The organism is Oceanospirillum multiglobuliferum (genome assembly GCF_900167095.1).
GTDB classification, from domain to species: domain Bacteria; phylum Pseudomonadota; class Gammaproteobacteria; order Pseudomonadales; family Halomonadaceae; genus Oceanospirillum; species Oceanospirillum multiglobuliferum.
On the sequence record NZ_FUXG01000016.1, the window covers coordinates 1 to 16,865 of the forward strand.

Genomic DNA, 16,865 nt, shown 5'->3' on the forward strand with positions numbered 1-16,865 from the left:
AACAAATTTTGAATTGATTCGAGTTTGCTTACCTTGATAATCTTGTGACTTTCCAAGACCATCGAAGCAAGCGCCCACACGAATTATCTGATTGAATTTTTAAAGAGCAATTTAGTTAATCGAAGGAGAGACAGAATCTCGATCACTTCGCTCAACTGAGGCTGCGTATTCTACAGAACCGAACCTCGTATTGTCAACCACTTTTTTCAACTTTCTTTTCAGTGATCATTTCGAAAACTTAAAGAAAACAAGCGGTTACACAAGCTGCCGAACATCTCTGCCTGACAACGAGGGCGAATTATACGCACCTCTGAGCACTAAGCAACTGTTTTATTAAACTTTTGTAGTTTTATTTCAAAATGGGGCCAATCAGGCTTCTTCCTTATGTAGCCAACCCAAAAGCCACTCAATGGTAATCAAACTCTCTACAGATTATCGCGAGCCATACAAAAGACACCCCAAAGCCCGCTACGCGGGCTTTGGGGTGCGGCAAACCAATAGGCTTGTTTCACTTATCGAATAGTGACTTTAGCAAATTGCTTTTTACCTGCCTGACAAACATATGTCTGACCTTGTTGCATTTTGAAATCACGATCTACAACCTGGCCATCAACTTTTACGCTACCTGCAGTTAACATATCGCGCGCTGCATTGGAGTTTTTAGCCAAACCAGCTCTGTTTAATACCGCCATTACAGGTACTTCAGACTGATCTTCAAAAACCAACTCCACTTCTGGCAAATCATCTGGCAGCTCGCCTTCCTTCAAGCGATTACCTGCGCCTTTATGCGCATTTGCCGCAGCTTCTTCACCATGAAAACGCGCAACAAGCTCTCGCGCCAAGTCCATTTTAATATCTCTAGGATTCGCTCCCGCTGCAACCTGTACTTTTAACTCCTCAATTTCCGACATAGGGCGGAAACTAAGCAGTTCAAAATAACGCCACATTAACGCATCTGGCATTGATACAATTTTGCCAAACATTTCACCTGGCGCATCATTAATCCCCACATAGTTACCCAGCGATTTTGACATCTTCTGGACACCATCTAACCCTTCAAGGATTGGTACAGTAATACAGATCTGAGGCTCTTGACCTGCATTCTTTTGCAACTCTCGCCCCATCAGCAAATTGAACTTTTGATCTGTACCACCCAGCTCTATATCAGCTTTCATCGCAACAGAGTCATAACCTTGTACTAAGGGGTATAAAAACTCATGAATAGAGATTGACTGATTGCCTTTATAACGCTTACTGAAGTCATCACGCTCCAACATGCGCGCAACAGTTTGCTGAGCGGCTAAACCAATCATATCAACAGCACTCATCTTGCTCATCCAAGTTGAGTTAAAGCAAACTTCTGTTTTGGCTGGATCAAGAATTTTAAAGACTTGCTCGGTATAGGTTTTAGCGTTTTTAGCGACATCTTCTTCTGTTAGCGGCTTACGAGTAACATTTTTACCAGTTGGATCACCTATACGACCAGTAAAGTCACCTATAAGGAACATGACATGATGACCAAGCTCCTGGAAGTGGCGTAGCTTATTAATTAGCACGGTGTGCCCCAGATGCAAATCAGGCGCAGTTGGGTCAAAACCGGCCTTTACTCGTAGCACTCGCCCGCTTTCAAGCTTTTTAATCAGCTCATCTTCAACCAATATCTCTTCTGTACCACGCTTAATCAGCGCTAAAGCATCTGCTACGGATGTCATTTATAGGGTCCTATTCAAGTTTGTGCTATCAACTAGATCACTAATTGTAACTCGGAAAAAATAGCGTACATTATAGCATTCAGGTAGGGTTACCCAAGTTTCAGTTTCGTTTTTGGTTTTTTTGCTATGAATTCATACCGCACAAAGTTACTCCACACCCTTTTTCTTACCGCTACAGCCATTGTTGCGGCACTTTCTATGCTGATTATCAGTCAAGATGTCTCTGCAAAACGTATTGAAATAGATCTTCCATTAAACGTATCTAGCTCAAAGCATATAGAAGAACCTATTTCTAACTGGCCGACTCTGTCTGATGACTGGGCTAGCTATTCCATTAAAAGCGGTGAAACGTTAACAGATCTTTTTGTAAGGGCAAAACTGCCTTTAGATGATCTTTATCGCTTAATCTACAGCCCAATAAAAACTGATCTATCTCATCTACGCCCGAAACAAAAAATACACGTTCAAACAGATCACTCTGGTGCTATTAAAGCAATTCGCTTAGATCACTCGGCTCAATCAGTTGTACTGTTCTCATTGGCTGGCGAAAAGTTCACTGAGAAGCCATTTTTTAGAGAAACAGAGAAGGTACTGCAATATCGTCAAGGCAGCATTAAAGACTCTTTCTTTGCAGCAGGCGAAAATGCAAATTTGAGCCAACAATCAATTATGGCTTTGGCAAATCTATTTGGCTGGGATATTGATTTTTCATTAGACACTCGCCCCAATGACAGCTTTAAGGTTTTGTATTACCAAGAGTTTCTGGATGGTGAGTTTTTTAAGGATGGTGATATTTTAGCCGCTGAATTTATCAACCAAGGGAAAAGTTATCGAGCAGTACGCTATGTAGATTCTAAGGGTAACATTGACTACTTCTCACCTGATGGGCGCAACATGCGAAAGCAGTTTTTGCGCTCTCCAGTAGATTTCACCCGTATCAGCTCTCACTTTACCACTAGACGCTTTCACCCTGTATTACACAAGTTCAGGTCTCATAGAGGAACTGACTATGCCGCTTCGAGAGGCACTCCTGTTAAGTCAACAGGCTCAGGGAAGGTGATTACCGCAGGTTATAACTCAAGTTACGGTAAACATGTTGTAATTCAGCACGGTACGAGATACACGACGCTTTACGCCCATTTAAATGGCTTTGCAAAAGGAGTTCGTAGAGGCGAGCGTGTTCAACAAGGGCAAATGATTGGTTATGTAGGTAGTACAGGCTTAGCCAGCGGCCCCCATTTACACTATGAGTTCCGTGTTAATGGCATTCATAAGAACCCCGTTACAGTACAACTACCTGACGTAGCCCCTATTTCAGACAAAGAGCGCGAACGTTTTCAACAGTATACTCAAAATATCATTGCCAACTTAGACAGCTATCCTAATATTCAGCTAGCAAGCCTAGAGAAAAACTAATGCACGGGCTTTATATTGGTTTAATGTCTGGCACTAGCGCAGATGGAATTGACGCAGTCTTAGTTGAGTTCGATAAAGAGGAACGCTTTCACTTGATAGGTAGCTATAGCTGGCCCTATCAAGACCACTTTCGGACTCGCTTATTAGCCTTAGCACTTAATGATCAGGTCAGCCTTTCTGAACTGGGACAGGTTAGTACTCTGTTAGCAGAGCAATCAGCCAAAGCCTGCCATTTGCTATTAAAGCAATGTAATGTAGAGCCTAGCCAAGTTATTGCTATTGGCAGCCATGGACACACTATAGACCATGCACCCTCGATTGACTCTCCATATAGCATGCAGATTGGTAATCATGCCGCTCTCGCTGAACGCACATTAATCACGACCATTTCAGACTTTAGAAGTCGAGACATTGCAGCAGGTGGACAAGGCGCGCCATTGGTACCTGCATTCCATCAGTGGTTATTCAAGAGCTGTGATGCTAATAGCGCCATTATCAATATCGGTGGAATCAGTAATATTACTGTTCTGCATCGCACGGACTCTGTTGGCTATGATATCGGCCCAGGCAATTGTTTATTAGATAGCTGGCATCAACTGCATACAGGTGAATACTTTGACCATAGCGGGGAAAATGCGCGCTTAGGAGAGGTCATACCAGAACTACTCCAAACTCTATTAGATGATGACTTTTTCAATAAGCCTGCACCTAAAAGCACTGGACGAGAATATTTCAATTTAGACTGGCTCAATCAGAAGCAAGCAAGACTTACTACAAAAGCAACTATATGGCATAACGTCGCTCGAACGCTTTTAGAGTTCTCGGCACAAGTGATCGCAAACTGCGCTCAAGCGGAAGGCTGTGAAAGGCTTTTTATCTGCGGAGGCGGTACACACAATCAGTTTCTAGTTGAGCGTATTGCAGCAATATGCGCTACTAAAAATATTTTTACAGATACAACCGAAACTTTGGGGTTAGATCCTGACTGGGTCGAGGCTGCTGCTTTTGCATGGCTGGCATATCGTACTAAAGCAGGGCTTTCAGGGAATTTACCATCGGCAACAGGAGCACGAGGCTATCGCATACTAGGTGCGATCTACCCCGCTTAACTGTCACTGAAAGCAAACTGGAAAAGTCGATTAAATTGTAAAGGAAGATCCACAACCGCAAGTCGTTGTGGCATTAGGGTTTTTAACCAAAAACTCTGCGCCTTTTAACCCCTCTTGATAATCAACCGTTGAGCCAACCAAATATTGATAGCTCATCGAGTCAACCACCATTTTAATACCAGAGTTTTCAATAACGGCATCATCGTCTTGAACTGACTCGTCAAAGTCAAAGCCATATTGAAATCCAGAGCAGCCGCCGCCAGTAACATAAACTCGCAGCTTTAACTCCGGATTTTGCTCTGACTCTATCAGATCCCGAACTTTTTGAGCTGCAGCATCTGTCAAAATCATAGGTTGTGGAATAAACACATCCGCCGTCATACTTCACTCCGAGTTTTAGTTTCAGAGGGAATTATCCGCTTATCCAACCAAAACAGTCAACTATAACTGCTTAAGATTTTTTCTCATTTACTACCGCAGCATCTGTTTTTGCATTGGCAGCAGCCAGCTTAACAGGTGCAACAGCTTTTTCTGGTTCAGCATCAGCTGCCGAAATTTTAGGTTTCTCTTGTGTCACATTTTTTGGCATCGCAGGCCTATTTTCCGGCTTACCACGATAGCGATGCATAAGCGTGCCACTGACTTGTGACCCCATAACCATCTCTATCATGTTATAGTGCACATTGCCCTTAACAGTTGCTTTTGATGCTAACTCAATATGTTCACACGAGTGAATATCGCCAATAACCTGCCCATTGATGATAATATGTGGCGCAGATATTTCACCTACCACCATACCTTTTTCACTAATACGAACAACCGCTTTTGAGTCATCTTCAGCGATAATATTACCGAAGACTTTACCATCAATATGCAAGCCTCCGCTAAAATGCAGATCACCAACCAATTCTGCTTTTGCAGAAATAAGGGTGTCAAAATGGTGGGATGAGGGTTTGCTGCTACTTCCAAACATAATTAAACGGCCTCCTGAACTGACCATTCGTAATTCTTCTCAACCCGCATCGCCTTTTGGCCAGTGGACTGTAAAATCACTTCTATTTTCTCGGGTTTAAATCCTTTAGGTAACACTAGCTCTCCACTGATATCTTGGAAAAATCGGAAGCGAAACCGTATTCCTAAATCTTTTATATCGTCAGAAACATCGCGTAGTGGTAGCACTCTACGATCATCCCCTTGTGAACCAATCACACTAATGAGTGCACGCCCTTCAATGAAATTTTTATTATCGGCAACCTGTGTCAACACTAGTTTGTAATTGTAACGAGCTGGATCTAAAGTTTTATTTAACGCCCAGCTTTCAACCCTTAAACCTTTATCCTCTACGCTAGGCGCCATAACTCGCTTATAAAATGACACCTCATTTTCAAGCTGAGCAATACGCGCATTCAGCTCAGTAATGGTACTGCGTACTTCAGCGTAACTCTTCTGATCAATCTGGTTACTACGAGACAGTACTGCAACTTCTTGCCGTAAAGCCTCATTTTCTTGGCTGAACTCAGACACCTTCACTCTAAGCTCATCTCGTTCAGAGACTGCACTTTGGCGCTCATCCCAGCTTTGACGCTGACCATAGCCATAGCCCGCCAGCACAACCACAACTAAAATAAGTATGATCCCCAAGCGTATAAAAAATCGTTGCCAAGGACTATAGGCAACGATTTCTAGCTGATCTTGTTTACTTCCTTTGACCATAGCCATATCCGGTAATCATCAAACCAATTCCATTAAGGCATCAGGGCAACCTGATTTAAGCCCGTCGCTTCTGGCAAACCAAACATTAAATTCATGTTCTGAATTGCTTGGCCTGAAGCACCTTTGACTAAATTATCGATCACCGATAGTACCACTACTCGCTTACCATTCTGTGGGCGGTGTATCGAAATTCTACACATATTCACACCTTTTACACTACGTGTTGCAGGGTGTGATCCAGCAGGCATTACGTCGACGAATGGTTCATTTGCGTAACGCTTCTCAAATAGAGTTTGCAGATCAACCTCTGCATCATCAAGCAATTGCGTGTAAACAGTTGCATGAATACCACGAATCATCGGTGTTAAATGAGGCACGAACGTCAAGCCAACATCAGACTGAGCCGCTTCTTCTAAACCTTGCTGGATTTCAGGCAAATGACGGTGACCTGCCACAGCATAAGCCATCATAGACTCGCTTGATTCACATAATAAAGAACCAACACTTGCGCCACGACCTGCTCCACTCACACCTGATTTGCAGTCTGCAATAATATCATCAGCACTGACTAACCCTGCTTCAAGCAATGGAATTGTCGCCAATTGGACTGCTGTTGGATAGCAGCCTGGAGCCGCAATTAAACGCGCTTGTTTGATCTTCTCACGATTCACTTCTGGCAAACCATAAACCGCTTCTTTTAAAAGCTCAGGCGCACCATGTGGTTGACCATACCATTTTGCCCATAGCTCAGGATCACGAATACGGAAATCTGCCGATAAATCGATCACTCGACCACCTTTATCTAAGATCTCACCCGCCAAACTATGTGCTACACCATGCGGTGTCGCGAAAAAAACCACGTCACAGGCTGCTAGTCGGTCTGCATCAGGCTCGGTGAAACGCAGATCATAGTGTCCACGCAAGTTTGGATACATATCTGCAACGGCCTGCCCCGCCTCGGAACGAGAAGTAATAACGTCAACATTCGCTTCAGGATGCTGTGCCAGTAAACGCAACAACTCAACACCGGTATAACCTGTACCACCAACAATGCCGACCTTTATCACTGTCATTCTCCATTAAAAAGCTGTTGTCTATATTATGACCTGAGGTTTGTATTCTCGGTATAATACACAAATATTATTGATCATGTCTCTGCGACCTATAGTATCAAGGATGTCACTTTGGTAAATAAAAGAAGAAGGACTTGGCGACAAGCGCTCTCACTAAATGACTTTAGAGCACAGCTGGCACATTTAGATGCGCTTCCACAACTGGCTATCTTGGGCTTAATATCAGGATTAAGTACTGGATTAATCATGATGCTATTTATGTGGGCATTAAACCTACTCGCGCATCAACTATTTTCAACTGATCCAGAAAACTATGAGTCACTCCCTTTGCACATTAGGGCTCTTGCGCCTGTAATTGGCTGTTTGTTACTTGCGGCTGTAATTCGACTGAGCAAGCAAGCTTGGCGCCCACAGGGATTGGGGCATGTCATTGAGCGATTTACCTTTTATCAAGGTTATTTACCTTGGCAAAACACCCTACACCAGTTCTTCAGTGCATTAGTTGCTCTTGCCTCAGGATTGTCGGCAGGAAGAGAAGGCCCTGCCGTACACTTAGGCGCAGGAGTCAGCAGTTATTTAGGCCAACTATTTAAGCTGCCTAACAATAGCATTAGGTTATTGGTAGGCTGTGGTACAGCGGCAGCCATTGGTGCATCATTTAATACCCCTATTGCTGGTGTTATCTTTGCGATGGAGGTGATTATGGCAGAGTACACACTGGTGGGCTTTACACCAATTATTATCGCCTCCGTCAGTGCGACTGCGGTTAGCCAGTGGTTTCTTGGTTCTGACAGCCTGTTTGCGCTTACACCCAGCAAGTTATTCACCCTTGCAGAGCTCCCTTGGGTAACTGCAAGCGGCATTATTATTGGTATATTTGCCAGTGTTTTTATGACTATTGCCGCACAGCTACATAGCAAGCACCATTGGCTTTTGGAACTACGCTTTTTACTGGCAGGTGCTTTAACTGCATTGGCTGCATGGTTACTGCCAACACTATTAGGCACAGGCTATGACTTAGTTAACTTATCATCATCTGGTGAGTTCTCTTTGTTGTTTTTGCTGCTACTAGCGATCGGAAAGCTAGTATTAACGGCCACAACAATGGGGTTAGGTGTACCTATAGGAATTATTGGCCCACTATTGGTGATTGGTGCGCTACTGGGTACTGCATTAGGTCAGATTGGTGGTTATCTTGTAGACATTCCTGTTTCACATATCAGCGTTTATACGATGATAGGTATGGCGGCGATGATGGCCGGTTCTCTCCAAGCACCATTGGCAGCGCTTATGGCGCTACTTGAGCTAACAAATAACTCTCATATTATTTTACCAGGCATGTTGGCCGTGATTTCCGCAACGCTGTCATGCCGCTACCTGATTGGGCAACCATCCCTGTTTCATTACATCGCCCGTGTGAAAGGCGTCAGCTTGGAGCACACGCCTTTATCTCAGTTGCTCAGTAGAACAGGTGTAGGCGCAGCAATGAGTCGCAGCTTTGTTACCACCGAGAATGTATTAACCTATGATGCTGTTCGTATTCTTTTAACACACAAGCCAGACTGGATTTTGATGTTAGACGAGGAAAAAGCACCACGCTTCTTAATGGCAACAGCTGAACTGGCAAACTATTTTTATTTGATTGAGCAACAAAGTGATACAAAAGCCCCCTCTGAGCAGCTGTCACTGAAGCTGTCCAACATACCAGCGGATCAACGCTTCAGCGTGCAAGAGATTCCATTGCAAGCCACTTTAGACCAAGCCTTAAAGCAGATTACACAAACTCAGGCTGAAGCCTTATTTGTGATACAAAGCAATCGCAAGATACAGGGCATTCTCACACGTTCGATGATCGAACAATATTATCGTTAACCCAACCACTCTAATACGGATTAGAGCAAGGACTGTTCAACATGGCTTTTTTCTGGTTAAAAGCATTTCACATTATCGCTATTGTCACTTGGTTCAGCGGGCTTTTTTACCTGCCAAGACTGTTTGTTTACCATGCAGACACACAAGATGAGGCTGGAAATGCCCGCTTTAAAATTATGGAGCGTAAGCTATATCGAGGCATCGCAACCCCCTCAATGATTGTTGTGCTACTACTGGGCACAGGATTATTGAGCACAAACTTTGGCTATTACCTGTCACAACCTTGGATGCACGCTAAACTGCTATTGGTAAGCCTGTTGGTGGTTTATCACTTTTATTGCGGCTATCACCTAAAACAGTTTGCCCAAGACCAGAATCAACGCAGCCATGTCTATTATCGAATATTCAACGAGCTGCCCGTGTTTGCTCTAATCGGCATCGTGATTTTGGTTGTGGTTAAGCCTTTTGGCTGAGGCTAACTATAAGGAGCTCTTCGATGCCCTCTCATGTAACGCAGCATTATACCCAACCGATCAAACCTGCCGTCACCTTGGTACTCGCTGGCCATGACCCTTCTGGTGGTGCAGGTATTCATGCCGACATTGAATCAATTCGAGCAATGGGCGGATATGCCGCAACCGTAATCACCGCGACCACTAGCCAAGACACTGTGAACGTACAGGCGATACATCCCGTATCCTCCAATGACCTGATCACTCAGGCAAGGATGATTTTGGATGACCTACCCGTCGCCGCCATCAAAATTGGCTTACTGGGCAGTATTAACAATATTGAGGCGATTCATACCTTATTGAGAGACTACCGCGACCTTCCTGTGATTCTAGATCCAATTTTGCGCGCAGGGGGCGGCTCCAATCTCAGCAATCAGGAGATGATCGATGCTATTAAAACCCTGCTACTGCCTTATGTGACCTTATTAACACCTAACACCAACGAGCTGCGTCAACTCAGTCCAGAGGCAGACTCCATCGGCGCTGGCTGCCAGCAACTGATTGAAAGAGGCTGTCAGTACGTGATTGCCACAGGCACCCATGCGGCAACTGAGGATGTGATCAACACTTTGTTCAGTGCTCACGGTGAACTACAGCGCAAACACTGGCCTCGATTACTTGGCGAATACCACGGCAGCGGTTGCACCTTTGCCTCAGCAACCGCTGCGCTGCTAGCTCAAGGCGCTGATATTTGTAACGCTGTGGAGATGGCGCAACAATTCACTTGGAACAGCCTGAAACACGCCTATCAGTTAGGTAAAGGCCAATATTTACCCAACCGTTTTTTCTGGAGTACCCCCTCTTGATGCCAACGCTCAATCTCCACGCACCCCATCAATCACGACTATATGGCATCACCGATGATGTCTTAATGCCTAATGAGCAACTCTTTTCCAAAGTTGAAGCCGCATTAAAGGCAGGCTTGGCCTTTTTACAATATCGCCAGAAAAGCGGCACCTTTGTGGAACGGGAGCAACAAGCTCGCAGATTATTGACACTATGCAGGCGCTACAACACCCCTTTGATTATTAATGACGACCTTGAGTTAGCCCTCAGCATTGATGCAGATGGCGTACATTTGGGACAAACAGACAGCTCAATCAAAGAAGCGCGCCAGAGACTGGGTGTGGATAAAATTATTGGGGCAACCTGTCATGATTCTCTTGAGTTAGCAGAACAAGCGGTTCAAGAGGGCACGTCTTATATCGCCTTTGGCCGATTTTTCCCATCGAACACCAAACCCAACGCACGCCCAGCAGATTTAGCAATATTGCAGCAAGCCAAACAACGATTTCAGTGCCCAGTGGTTGCTATTGGCGGAATCAATCAGGACAATGCCCAGCAACTAATCGAAAATGGTGCCGACTATATCGCCGTAGTGCACAGCCTCTTTGCCTCAGATCAGCCCGATCAAGCGGTCAAAGGCTTCCAACAGGCGCTGTCACCAGCCCTACACGAAGGCTATTAGCACCAGATTACGCATTAAAATAACCCTTTTAATCTGCTCTATTTTTGTTGAATACAGGGAACTCCATGTCTACGTCAGAACAACTTTTTGCCAAGGCCCAACAATATATTCCAGGTGGCGTTAACTCTCCGGTACGTGCGTTTAAAAGCGTGGGCGGTACACCTGTTTTCATCAAACGCGCCAAAGGTGCTTATTTGTACGATGAAGACGGCAACCAGTACATCGACTACGTAGGCTCTTGGGGCCCAATGATTATGGGACACGCCAACCCACAGGTTTTACAAGCGGTACGTGACCGTCTAGATGATGGCATGAGCTACGGTGCGCCAACCGCTATCGAAACCACAATGGCTGAACGCATCTGCCAACTGATGCCCAACATCGAAATGATTCGCATGGTGAGTTCCGGTACAGAAGCCACCATGAGCGCCATCCGCTTGGCACGGGGTTACACGGGGCGTGACAAAATTGTAAAGTTTGAAGGCTGCTACCATGGCCACTCTGATTCACTATTAGTGAAAGCTGGCTCTGGTGCTTTAACTTATGGCGAACCTAGCTCTCCGGGCGTACCTGCGGCACTGGCAGAACACACCATCACGCTGACCTATAACGACATCGACAATGTGCGTGAGTGCTTTGCCAAAATGGGCGATCAAATCGCCTGTATCATTGTGGAACCCGTTGCGGGCAATATGAACTGCATCCCGCCTGTTGCGGGCTTTCATGAGTGTCTGCGTGAGGTCTGTGACGAACATGGCGCGTTGCTGATTTTTGATGAAGTGATGACCGGCTTCCGCGTCGCACTGGGCGGCGCTCAAGCGCTGTACAACATCAAACCTGATCTCACCACCCTAGGGAAAATCATCGGCGGCGGTATGCCAGTCGGTGCATTTGGTGGCCGCAAAGAGATTATGTCTAAAATCTCACCTTTAGGCCCTGTGTACCAAGCCGGTACTTTATCTGGCAACCCTTTAGCAATGGCAGCAGGCTTAGCTCTACTGGATGGCATCAGCGCGCCCGGTTTTTACGATGCCCTCACCGCCAAAGTTGACAAACTTTGTGCAGGTTTAGAAGCCGCCGCCAAAGACGCTAACATTCCATTTATCACTCAAAAAGTGGGCGGTATGTTTGGTATTTTCTTCACAGACAAACCTGAGGTAAACGGCTTTGCTGATGTAATGAACTGTAATATTGAGCGTTTCAACCAGTTCTTCCACGCCATGTTAGAAGAGGGTGTTTATTTTGCCCCCGCTTCTTACGAAGCTGGCTTTGTGTCTTCAGTACACACCGATGAAGACCTAGACAACACCATCGCAGCAGCACGACGCGCGTTTGCAAAGCTAGCCTAATCCGCTATAACTGGCTATTGATACAGCACAACTGTAAAGTCACCCCCTGCTTTCGGGTGACTTTACTTATATTGTGAACAGCCGATAAAGTACAAAGTAGTTTTTAGAAAACCTATTTAGGAGAATGCCTGTGAGTCAGACGCTGATTGAAGCCCTGCAAAATCCGGCACTGTATAACCATCCAACATCGGAGTTCCGTCTTTATCAAACCCATATCTCTTGGGTGCTACTGACGGGTGACTATGCCTACAAAATTAAAAAGCCGATGGACTTTGGTTTTCTGAACTTCACTACGCTTGAAAAAAGACGCTTCTTCTGCGAACAAGAAGTGCGCTTAAATCAACGTCTAGCGCCAGAAATTTATCTAGATGTATTGCCTATCTCAGGTACAGAGTCTGAGCCTCGTTTAGGTGATGACAGCGCCCCATTTGAATATGCCGTACGCATGAAACAGTTTGATGCCGAGCGCTTACTGAGCAATTTGCAGGCAGAAAGTGGTTTAAATCAAGACCACATTGACGTGATGGCAGAGCAGATTGCTCAGTTCCATCAACGCATCAACAAAGCTGACAGCAGTACAGTTCTAGGGGATGCTGATCAAGTGATGCTGCCCGTTCAGCAAAACTTTGATCAAGTCCGTGCGTTACTCACCAAGAAAACCGCACTGGCACAGCTAGAGCAGCTGGAAGGTTGGGCACAAGATACCTTTACCCGCCTGCGCCCACTTTTTGAGCGCCGTAAACAGGAAGGTATGATTCGCGAATGTCACGGTGACATTCACTTAGGTAACGTTGCGCTAATTGGCGATCAAGTTACCTTGTTTGACTGCATCGAGTTTAACGACGAATTCCGCTGGATCGACGTGATCAGTGAGGTCGCCTTTTTGGTGATGGATTTAGAATCCCGTGGCGAGCAAGCCCTTGCCCGTCACTTTATCAATCACTATTTAGAACTGACAGGCGACTACGAAGGTATTCAGCTACTGAGTTTCTATAAAAGTTATCGTGCGATGGTACGCGCTAAAGTCAGCCGCTTTATGTTGGGTGATCCAAGCCTTAGCGATGAAGCACGCGCCAATCTAGAAGCCGATTATCAGCGCTACATTGATCTGGCTGAAGCTTACACCGTGTTTAAACACCCATTTATGTTGATCACCAACGGTGTATCAGGCTCCGGAAAAAGTTGGATCAGCCGTGCGGTGATTAAAGAGCTTGGCGTCATTCGTATTCGCTCTGATGTCGAACGTAAACGCCTGTTTGGCCTAGAAGCGAATGCTGATAGCCACTCAGAGTTAGAACAAGGCATCTACACTCCAGAAGCCACTGAAAAAACCTATCAGCGTTTAGCCGAGCTGGCAGGTTTTGTGATTCAATCAGCAACCCCTGTGATTATTGATGCCACTAATCTAAAGCTTTGGCAGCGAGAAGCACTGCGTGAAAAAGCAGAGCAACTGGCGGTGCCAGTCTTAATCCTGTCCTTCACCGCCAGCGAAGAAACTTTACGTCGTCGCGTACTGAAGCGTCACGCAAAAGGCGACGATGCTTCAGAGGCGGATGTTGCCGTATTGGAAAAACAGCTGCAACAACAAGAAACAATCAGTGCAGAGGAAGCCAGCTATACTGTCACTATCAATACCGATGAAGACAACGCCAGCCAACGGTTACTGGACAGTATTCGCCGGAATTTCGGTTTGCAATAAGTACAAGTATCAAGGACTGTTTATTTAAGAGGGCTGCATTATGACTGCCGCGCCAAAAATCAGTGATAACCCGATGTATCAGATGTTACGCAACGAAGACACTGAAACATTTAATCGTGCTCGCGCCAGCGGTGAGGGTTGCGACCTTAGGGGCTGTGACTTCCGAGGTCTTGATCTACGAGGGCTTGATGCACATGGGTTAGATCTCAGCAACGCTTACTTCCGAGGTTCAGACTTGAGAGGCATAGACTTCAGCCATGCGCGCTTGGAAGGCGCCAGTATTGCTGCTGCTAATATCTCTGGCTGTTTATTCCCAAAAGAACTTTCTGCCGACGAGCTATTGCTATCGCTAAACCATGGTACGCGGATGCGCTATGACAGTCGTTAGGTCAGCGAAGCCATAGCGCTATGTGGGCGTTTGTCATTTTACTGTCATTGTTTAACGCAATAATCCCTGTCGTCCGAACAGGGGTTCTTAAGTTCGAGCTAGAAAGTAGCGTTCAGGAAGCAGGCAACTGATTCCAACTTCTGCCGTTTGCATTTGCAAGCGGCTTTTTTATTGCGAGCGCTTTCTCCTAAAAAGCCATTAGCAAAAATTTAAACCTACAATAATCACTGCTGTGCGTACTCAGCCTTATTATGGAGAACATCATGTATACACTTTGCACACTAGATGAGATCGAAGAAGGTGATAGCAAAGGCTTTAGCAGTCCTCTAGGTCCTATTTTTGCCGTTAAAAAAAAGCAGAAACTCTATCTCTATGCCAATAATTGCCCTCATATGGGAATTACGCTGGAGTGGGAAGCTGATCGCTTTTTAGACAGTTCCAAGCAGTTAATTCAATGTGCTACTCATGGTGCTCAATTTTTGATTGAAAATGGCAGTTGCATTTATGGCCCCTGCAAAGGGCAGAAACTGCGTCCTATTCCCTACGAGCTAGATGCCAATAACAATGTTTGCTTATTGGTGAACGCTACTGCTTAACACTGTCACACATGAGTGATGACTGGAATGGTATGACTCAAAACAATCTGCTGCTGGTCAATTTTAGATTGATATGCCAAAACCTCGACGCCTGAGGCCATAGCCTCAACAAGCGCATCATGATAGGCCTGATCAATATTCGCCGCAGGGCTGACCTGTTGAATGCCCGTATGATTAGCACAAAAGAGGAGTACCGCTCGGTAGCCTTGCTGCACCATCTGCTGTAACTCTCGTAGATGTTTAACTCCTCGAGTTGTTACTGCATCAGGGAAAAAACCCTGCCCAGTACCATACTGATCATCAAGCAAGGTGGCGCTTTTCACCTCAAGGTAACAATCTGGCAAGTTCGAAGCAGTCAGCAGAAAATCGATCCGACTGTTCTCTGTACCATACTTGACCTCGGCTTGAATGGTCTCATATGCCGCTAGTTCAACGACTACTTTAGATAAAAGTGCTTCAGATACAATACGGTTAGCTTGAGCCGTATTAATACAGATCAAATCACCCGCAGGTGTTTCGCTTAACTCCCACGAACAAGGGTATTTACGCTTGGCACTGCCCGAGTCAGAGTACCAAACCCGCCAACCTTCACCCATACAGTTACGCATAGAGCCCGTATTGGCACAATGCAGGGTGAGAAGCTGCCCATCAGGCAACTCCACATCCGCCATAAACCGCTTATAACGCCGAATTAACGTGGCAGGTTTTAGCGTCGACACCCATTGCATCTTAAGCCGCCTTTTGAATAAAGCGCGCGATACGTTCGACGGCCTGCTCTAGCTTGGCAAGGTCAGTCGCATACGCAAAACGAACCGTTTTACGTGCGCCTTCAATGCCAAAGTCTAGCCCTGGTGTAGCGGCCACCCCTTCCTGCTCAAGCAGATCAAGGCACCATTGATAACTGTCATCTGTCAGATGATCAATACCCGCATAAATATAGAACGCGCCCTCAGGAGTAACGGGAACAGACATGCCTAAGTCACGCAACGCAGGTAACAAATAATCACGACGTTTGGCAAACTCCGCTCGACGGCTTTCTAAGATCGCAATAGTATCTGGCTGGAAAGCCGCCAATGCTGCGTACTGAGAAGGGGTTGGTGCCGATAAGAACACATTCTGAGCCAGTTTTTCTAAATCAGAAATCGCACACTCCGGTGCCACCAACCAGCCCAAGCGCCAGCCCGTCATACCGAAGTACTTTGAAAAACTATTAATCACAAAGGCATCGTCGTTCACTGAGAGCGCCGTCAGAGCATCTACACCATAAGTTAAGCCTTGATAGATCTCGTCAACAATCAAAGCCCCTTTGCGAGCGGCTACTGCTTCACTGATCGCCTTCAACGCTGCCTTGTTAACCAAAGTACCTGTCGGGTTTGAAGGGGTTGCCAACATCGCTGCACGGGTATTCGGCTGCCAATACTGCTCAATATGAGCTGCACTTAACTGGTAATCGGACTCTGCACCAACAGGGATCAGCTGAGGCTTACCCTCAAACATACGCATAAAGTTACGGTTACAAGGGTAGGTCGGATCCGCCATCATCACCTGATCACCTGGATTCACCAATAACGCTGCCAATAATAGCAGCGCGCCGGATGCACCTGGCGTTACAATAATACGCTTAGGGTCAACATCAATACCGTAGGCTGTTTGATAATGCCCTGCAATCGCTTGGCGTAACTCTGGCAAACCCGCAGCTGGAGTATATTGAGTTAACCCTTTTGCCAATGCTTCTTGCCCCGCAGCAATGATAGGAGCAGCAGTAGAAAAGTCGGGTTCACCCACTTCCATGTGTATAATGTCGCGGCCGGATGCTTGTAGTCGCTTCGCCTCTTCCAGAATAGCCATCACATGAAAAGGTGCAATATCGGTAACACGGGCTGCCCACTTGAATTCTGACAGAGACATAAACTACTCCAAACCGGGAAAACAGTTACAATTGCTGCTTATAATAGAGA

General features: G+C 45.8%; 17 protein-coding genes. 10 read left to right on the forward strand and 7 right to left on the reverse strand.

Annotation, left to right across the window (positions count from 1 at the left end; all coding sequences use genetic code 11):
• Positions 1-512: 512 nt before the first annotated feature.
• Entirely contained in the window at positions 513-1,712 is a 1,200-nt protein-coding gene (gene tyrS / locus B5D26_RS11455) for a tyrosine--tRNA ligase (protein WP_078745870.1), read from the reverse strand.
• A 126-nt stretch (positions 1,713-1,838) separates the two neighbouring features.
• On the opposite strand from tyrS, the gene B5D26_RS11460 reads away from it, so the two are divergent.
• Both B5D26_RS11460 and B5D26_RS11465 read left to right on the forward strand, forming a co-directional pair.
• Positions 1,839-3,128: a M23 family metallopeptidase gene (locus tag B5D26_RS11460; protein ID WP_078745871.1), complete on the forward strand. Its 1,290-nt coding sequence runs from the start codon at positions 1,839-1,841 to the stop codon at positions 3,126-3,128.
• Positions 3,128-4,237, forward strand: coding sequence for an anhydro-N-acetylmuramic acid kinase (locus B5D26_RS11465; RefSeq protein WP_078745872.1), 1,110 nt, complete (start codon positions 3,128-3,130; stop codon positions 4,235-4,237). Before B5D26_RS11460 ends, B5D26_RS11465 begins: the two co-directional genes overlap by 1 nt.
• 30 nt (positions 4,238-4,267) lie before the next feature.
• Here B5D26_RS11465 and erpA read toward each other — a convergent pair whose 3' ends face one another.
• From erpA to argC, 4 genes are all read right to left on the reverse strand, one after another.
• The gene (erpA, locus tag B5D26_RS11470; RefSeq protein WP_078745873.1) at positions 4,268-4,618 is read right to left on the reverse strand and encodes an iron-sulfur cluster insertion protein ErpA; all 351 of its coding nucleotides are present in this window, start codon (positions 4,616-4,618) and stop codon (positions 4,268-4,270) included.
• Between the two features lie 70 nt (positions 4,619-4,688).
• Complete coding sequence (locus B5D26_RS11475) at positions 4,689-5,210, reverse strand: bactofilin family protein (RefSeq protein WP_078745874.1); 522 nt, start codon at positions 5,208-5,210, stop codon at positions 4,689-4,691.
• Positions 5,211-5,212: 2 nt separating this feature from the next.
• On the reverse strand, positions 5,213-5,950 hold the full coding sequence (locus B5D26_RS11480) for a DUF6776 family protein (RefSeq protein ID WP_078745875.1): 738 nt from the start codon (positions 5,948-5,950) through the stop codon (positions 5,213-5,215).
• 32 nt (positions 5,951-5,982) lie between these two features.
• Complete coding sequence (argC, locus tag B5D26_RS11485) at positions 5,983-7,017, reverse strand: N-acetyl-gamma-glutamyl-phosphate reductase (RefSeq protein WP_078745922.1); 1,035 nt, start codon at positions 7,015-7,017, stop codon at positions 5,983-5,985.
• Between the two features lie 117 nt (positions 7,018-7,134).
• On the opposite strand from argC, the gene B5D26_RS11490 reads away from it, so the two are divergent.
• The 8 genes from B5D26_RS11490 to B5D26_RS11525 all read left to right on the forward strand — a co-directional run bounded on the left by B5D26_RS11490 (position 7,135) and on the right by B5D26_RS11525 (position 14,907).
• On the forward strand, positions 7,135-8,895 hold the full coding sequence (locus tag B5D26_RS11490) for a chloride channel protein (protein ID WP_139776665.1): 1,761 nt from the start codon (positions 7,135-7,137) through the stop codon (positions 8,893-8,895).
• Between the two features lie 41 nt (positions 8,896-8,936).
• Complete coding sequence (gene hemJ, locus B5D26_RS11495) at positions 8,937-9,368, forward strand: protoporphyrinogen oxidase HemJ (RefSeq protein ID WP_078745877.1); 432 nt, start codon at positions 8,937-8,939, stop codon at positions 9,366-9,368.
• Between the two features lie 23 nt (positions 9,369-9,391).
• On the forward strand, positions 9,392-10,213 hold the full coding sequence (gene thiD / locus B5D26_RS11500; protein ID WP_078745878.1) for a bifunctional hydroxymethylpyrimidine kinase/phosphomethylpyrimidine kinase: 822 nt from the start codon (positions 9,392-9,394) through the stop codon (positions 10,211-10,213).
• Positions 10,213-10,875 (forward strand): thiamine phosphate synthase, encoded by a 663-nt coding sequence (thiE, locus tag B5D26_RS11505; protein ID WP_078745879.1) that lies wholly within the window; start codon positions 10,213-10,215, stop codon positions 10,873-10,875. The genes thiD and thiE overlap by 1 nt, the downstream gene beginning before the upstream one ends.
• 65 nt (positions 10,876-10,940) lie before the next feature.
• Positions 10,941-12,224 (forward strand): glutamate-1-semialdehyde 2,1-aminomutase, encoded by a 1,284-nt coding sequence (gene hemL, locus B5D26_RS11510; protein ID WP_078745880.1) that lies wholly within the window; start codon positions 10,941-10,943, stop codon positions 12,222-12,224.
• A gap of 130 nt (positions 12,225-12,354) precedes the next feature.
• On the forward strand, positions 12,355-13,923 hold the full coding sequence (locus B5D26_RS11515) for a bifunctional aminoglycoside phosphotransferase/ATP-binding protein (RefSeq protein ID WP_078745923.1): 1,569 nt from the start codon (positions 12,355-12,357) through the stop codon (positions 13,921-13,923).
• 40 nt (positions 13,924-13,963) lie between these two features.
• Positions 13,964-14,311: a pentapeptide repeat-containing protein gene (locus B5D26_RS11520; protein ID WP_078745881.1), complete on the forward strand. Its 348-nt coding sequence runs from the start codon at positions 13,964-13,966 to the stop codon at positions 14,309-14,311.
• A 263-nt stretch (positions 14,312-14,574) separates the two neighbouring features.
• On the forward strand, positions 14,575-14,907 hold the full coding sequence (locus B5D26_RS11525; RefSeq protein ID WP_078745882.1) for a Rieske (2Fe-2S) protein: 333 nt from the start codon (positions 14,575-14,577) through the stop codon (positions 14,905-14,907).
• 5 nt (positions 14,908-14,912) lie between these two features.
• Here the strand turns inward: B5D26_RS11525 and sfsA are convergent, their stop codons facing one another.
• Together sfsA and B5D26_RS11535 are read right to left on the reverse strand one after the other, a co-directional pair.
• Complete coding sequence (sfsA, locus tag B5D26_RS11530) at positions 14,913-15,635, reverse strand: DNA/RNA nuclease SfsA (RefSeq protein ID WP_078745883.1); 723 nt, start codon at positions 15,633-15,635, stop codon at positions 14,913-14,915.
• Position 15,636: 1 nt separating this feature from the next.
• Positions 15,637-16,815 (reverse strand): pyridoxal phosphate-dependent aminotransferase, encoded by a 1,179-nt coding sequence (locus B5D26_RS11535; protein WP_078745884.1) that lies wholly within the window; start codon positions 16,813-16,815, stop codon positions 15,637-15,639.
• Positions 16,816-16,865: the final 50 nt, after the last annotated feature.

Coding starts and splice junctions, on each gene's coding strand:
- B5D26_RS11520 (WP_078745881.1), top strand. CDS start 13,964: ATGACTGCCGCGCCAAAAATCAGTGATAACCCGATGTATCAGATGTTA.
- B5D26_RS11460 (WP_078745871.1), top strand. CDS start 1,839: ATGAATTCATACCGCACAAAGTTACTCCACACCCTTTTTCTTACCGCT.
- erpA (WP_078745873.1), bottom strand. CDS start 4,618: ATGACGGCGGATGTGTTTATTCCACAACCTATGATTTTGACAGATGCT.
- B5D26_RS11475 (WP_078745874.1), bottom strand. CDS start 5,210: ATGTTTGGAAGTAGCAGCAAACCCTCATCCCACCATTTTGACACCCTT.
- sfsA (WP_078745883.1), bottom strand. CDS start 15,635: ATGCAATGGGTGTCGACGCTAAAACCTGCCACGTTAATTCGGCGTTAT.
- thiD (WP_078745878.1), top strand. CDS start 9,392: ATGCCCTCTCATGTAACGCAGCATTATACCCAACCGATCAAACCTGCC.
- B5D26_RS11535 (WP_078745884.1), bottom strand. CDS start 16,815: ATGTCTCTGTCAGAATTCAAGTGGGCAGCCCGTGTTACCGATATTGCA.
- thiE (WP_078745879.1), top strand. CDS start 10,213: ATGCCAACGCTCAATCTCCACGCACCCCATCAATCACGACTATATGGC.
- B5D26_RS11525 (WP_078745882.1), top strand. CDS start 14,575: ATGTATACACTTTGCACACTAGATGAGATCGAAGAAGGTGATAGCAAA.
- hemJ (WP_078745877.1), top strand. CDS start 8,937: ATGGCTTTTTTCTGGTTAAAAGCATTTCACATTATCGCTATTGTCACT.
- hemL (WP_078745880.1), top strand. CDS start 10,941: ATGTCTACGTCAGAACAACTTTTTGCCAAGGCCCAACAATATATTCCA.
- B5D26_RS11465 (WP_078745872.1), top strand. CDS start 3,128: ATGCACGGGCTTTATATTGGTTTAATGTCTGGCACTAGCGCAGATGGA.
- tyrS (WP_078745870.1), bottom strand. CDS start 1,712: ATGACATCCGTAGCAGATGCTTTAGCGCTGATTAAGCGTGGTACAGAA.
- B5D26_RS11480 (WP_078745875.1), bottom strand. CDS start 5,950: ATGGTCAAAGGAAGTAAACAAGATCAGCTAGAAATCGTTGCCTATAGT.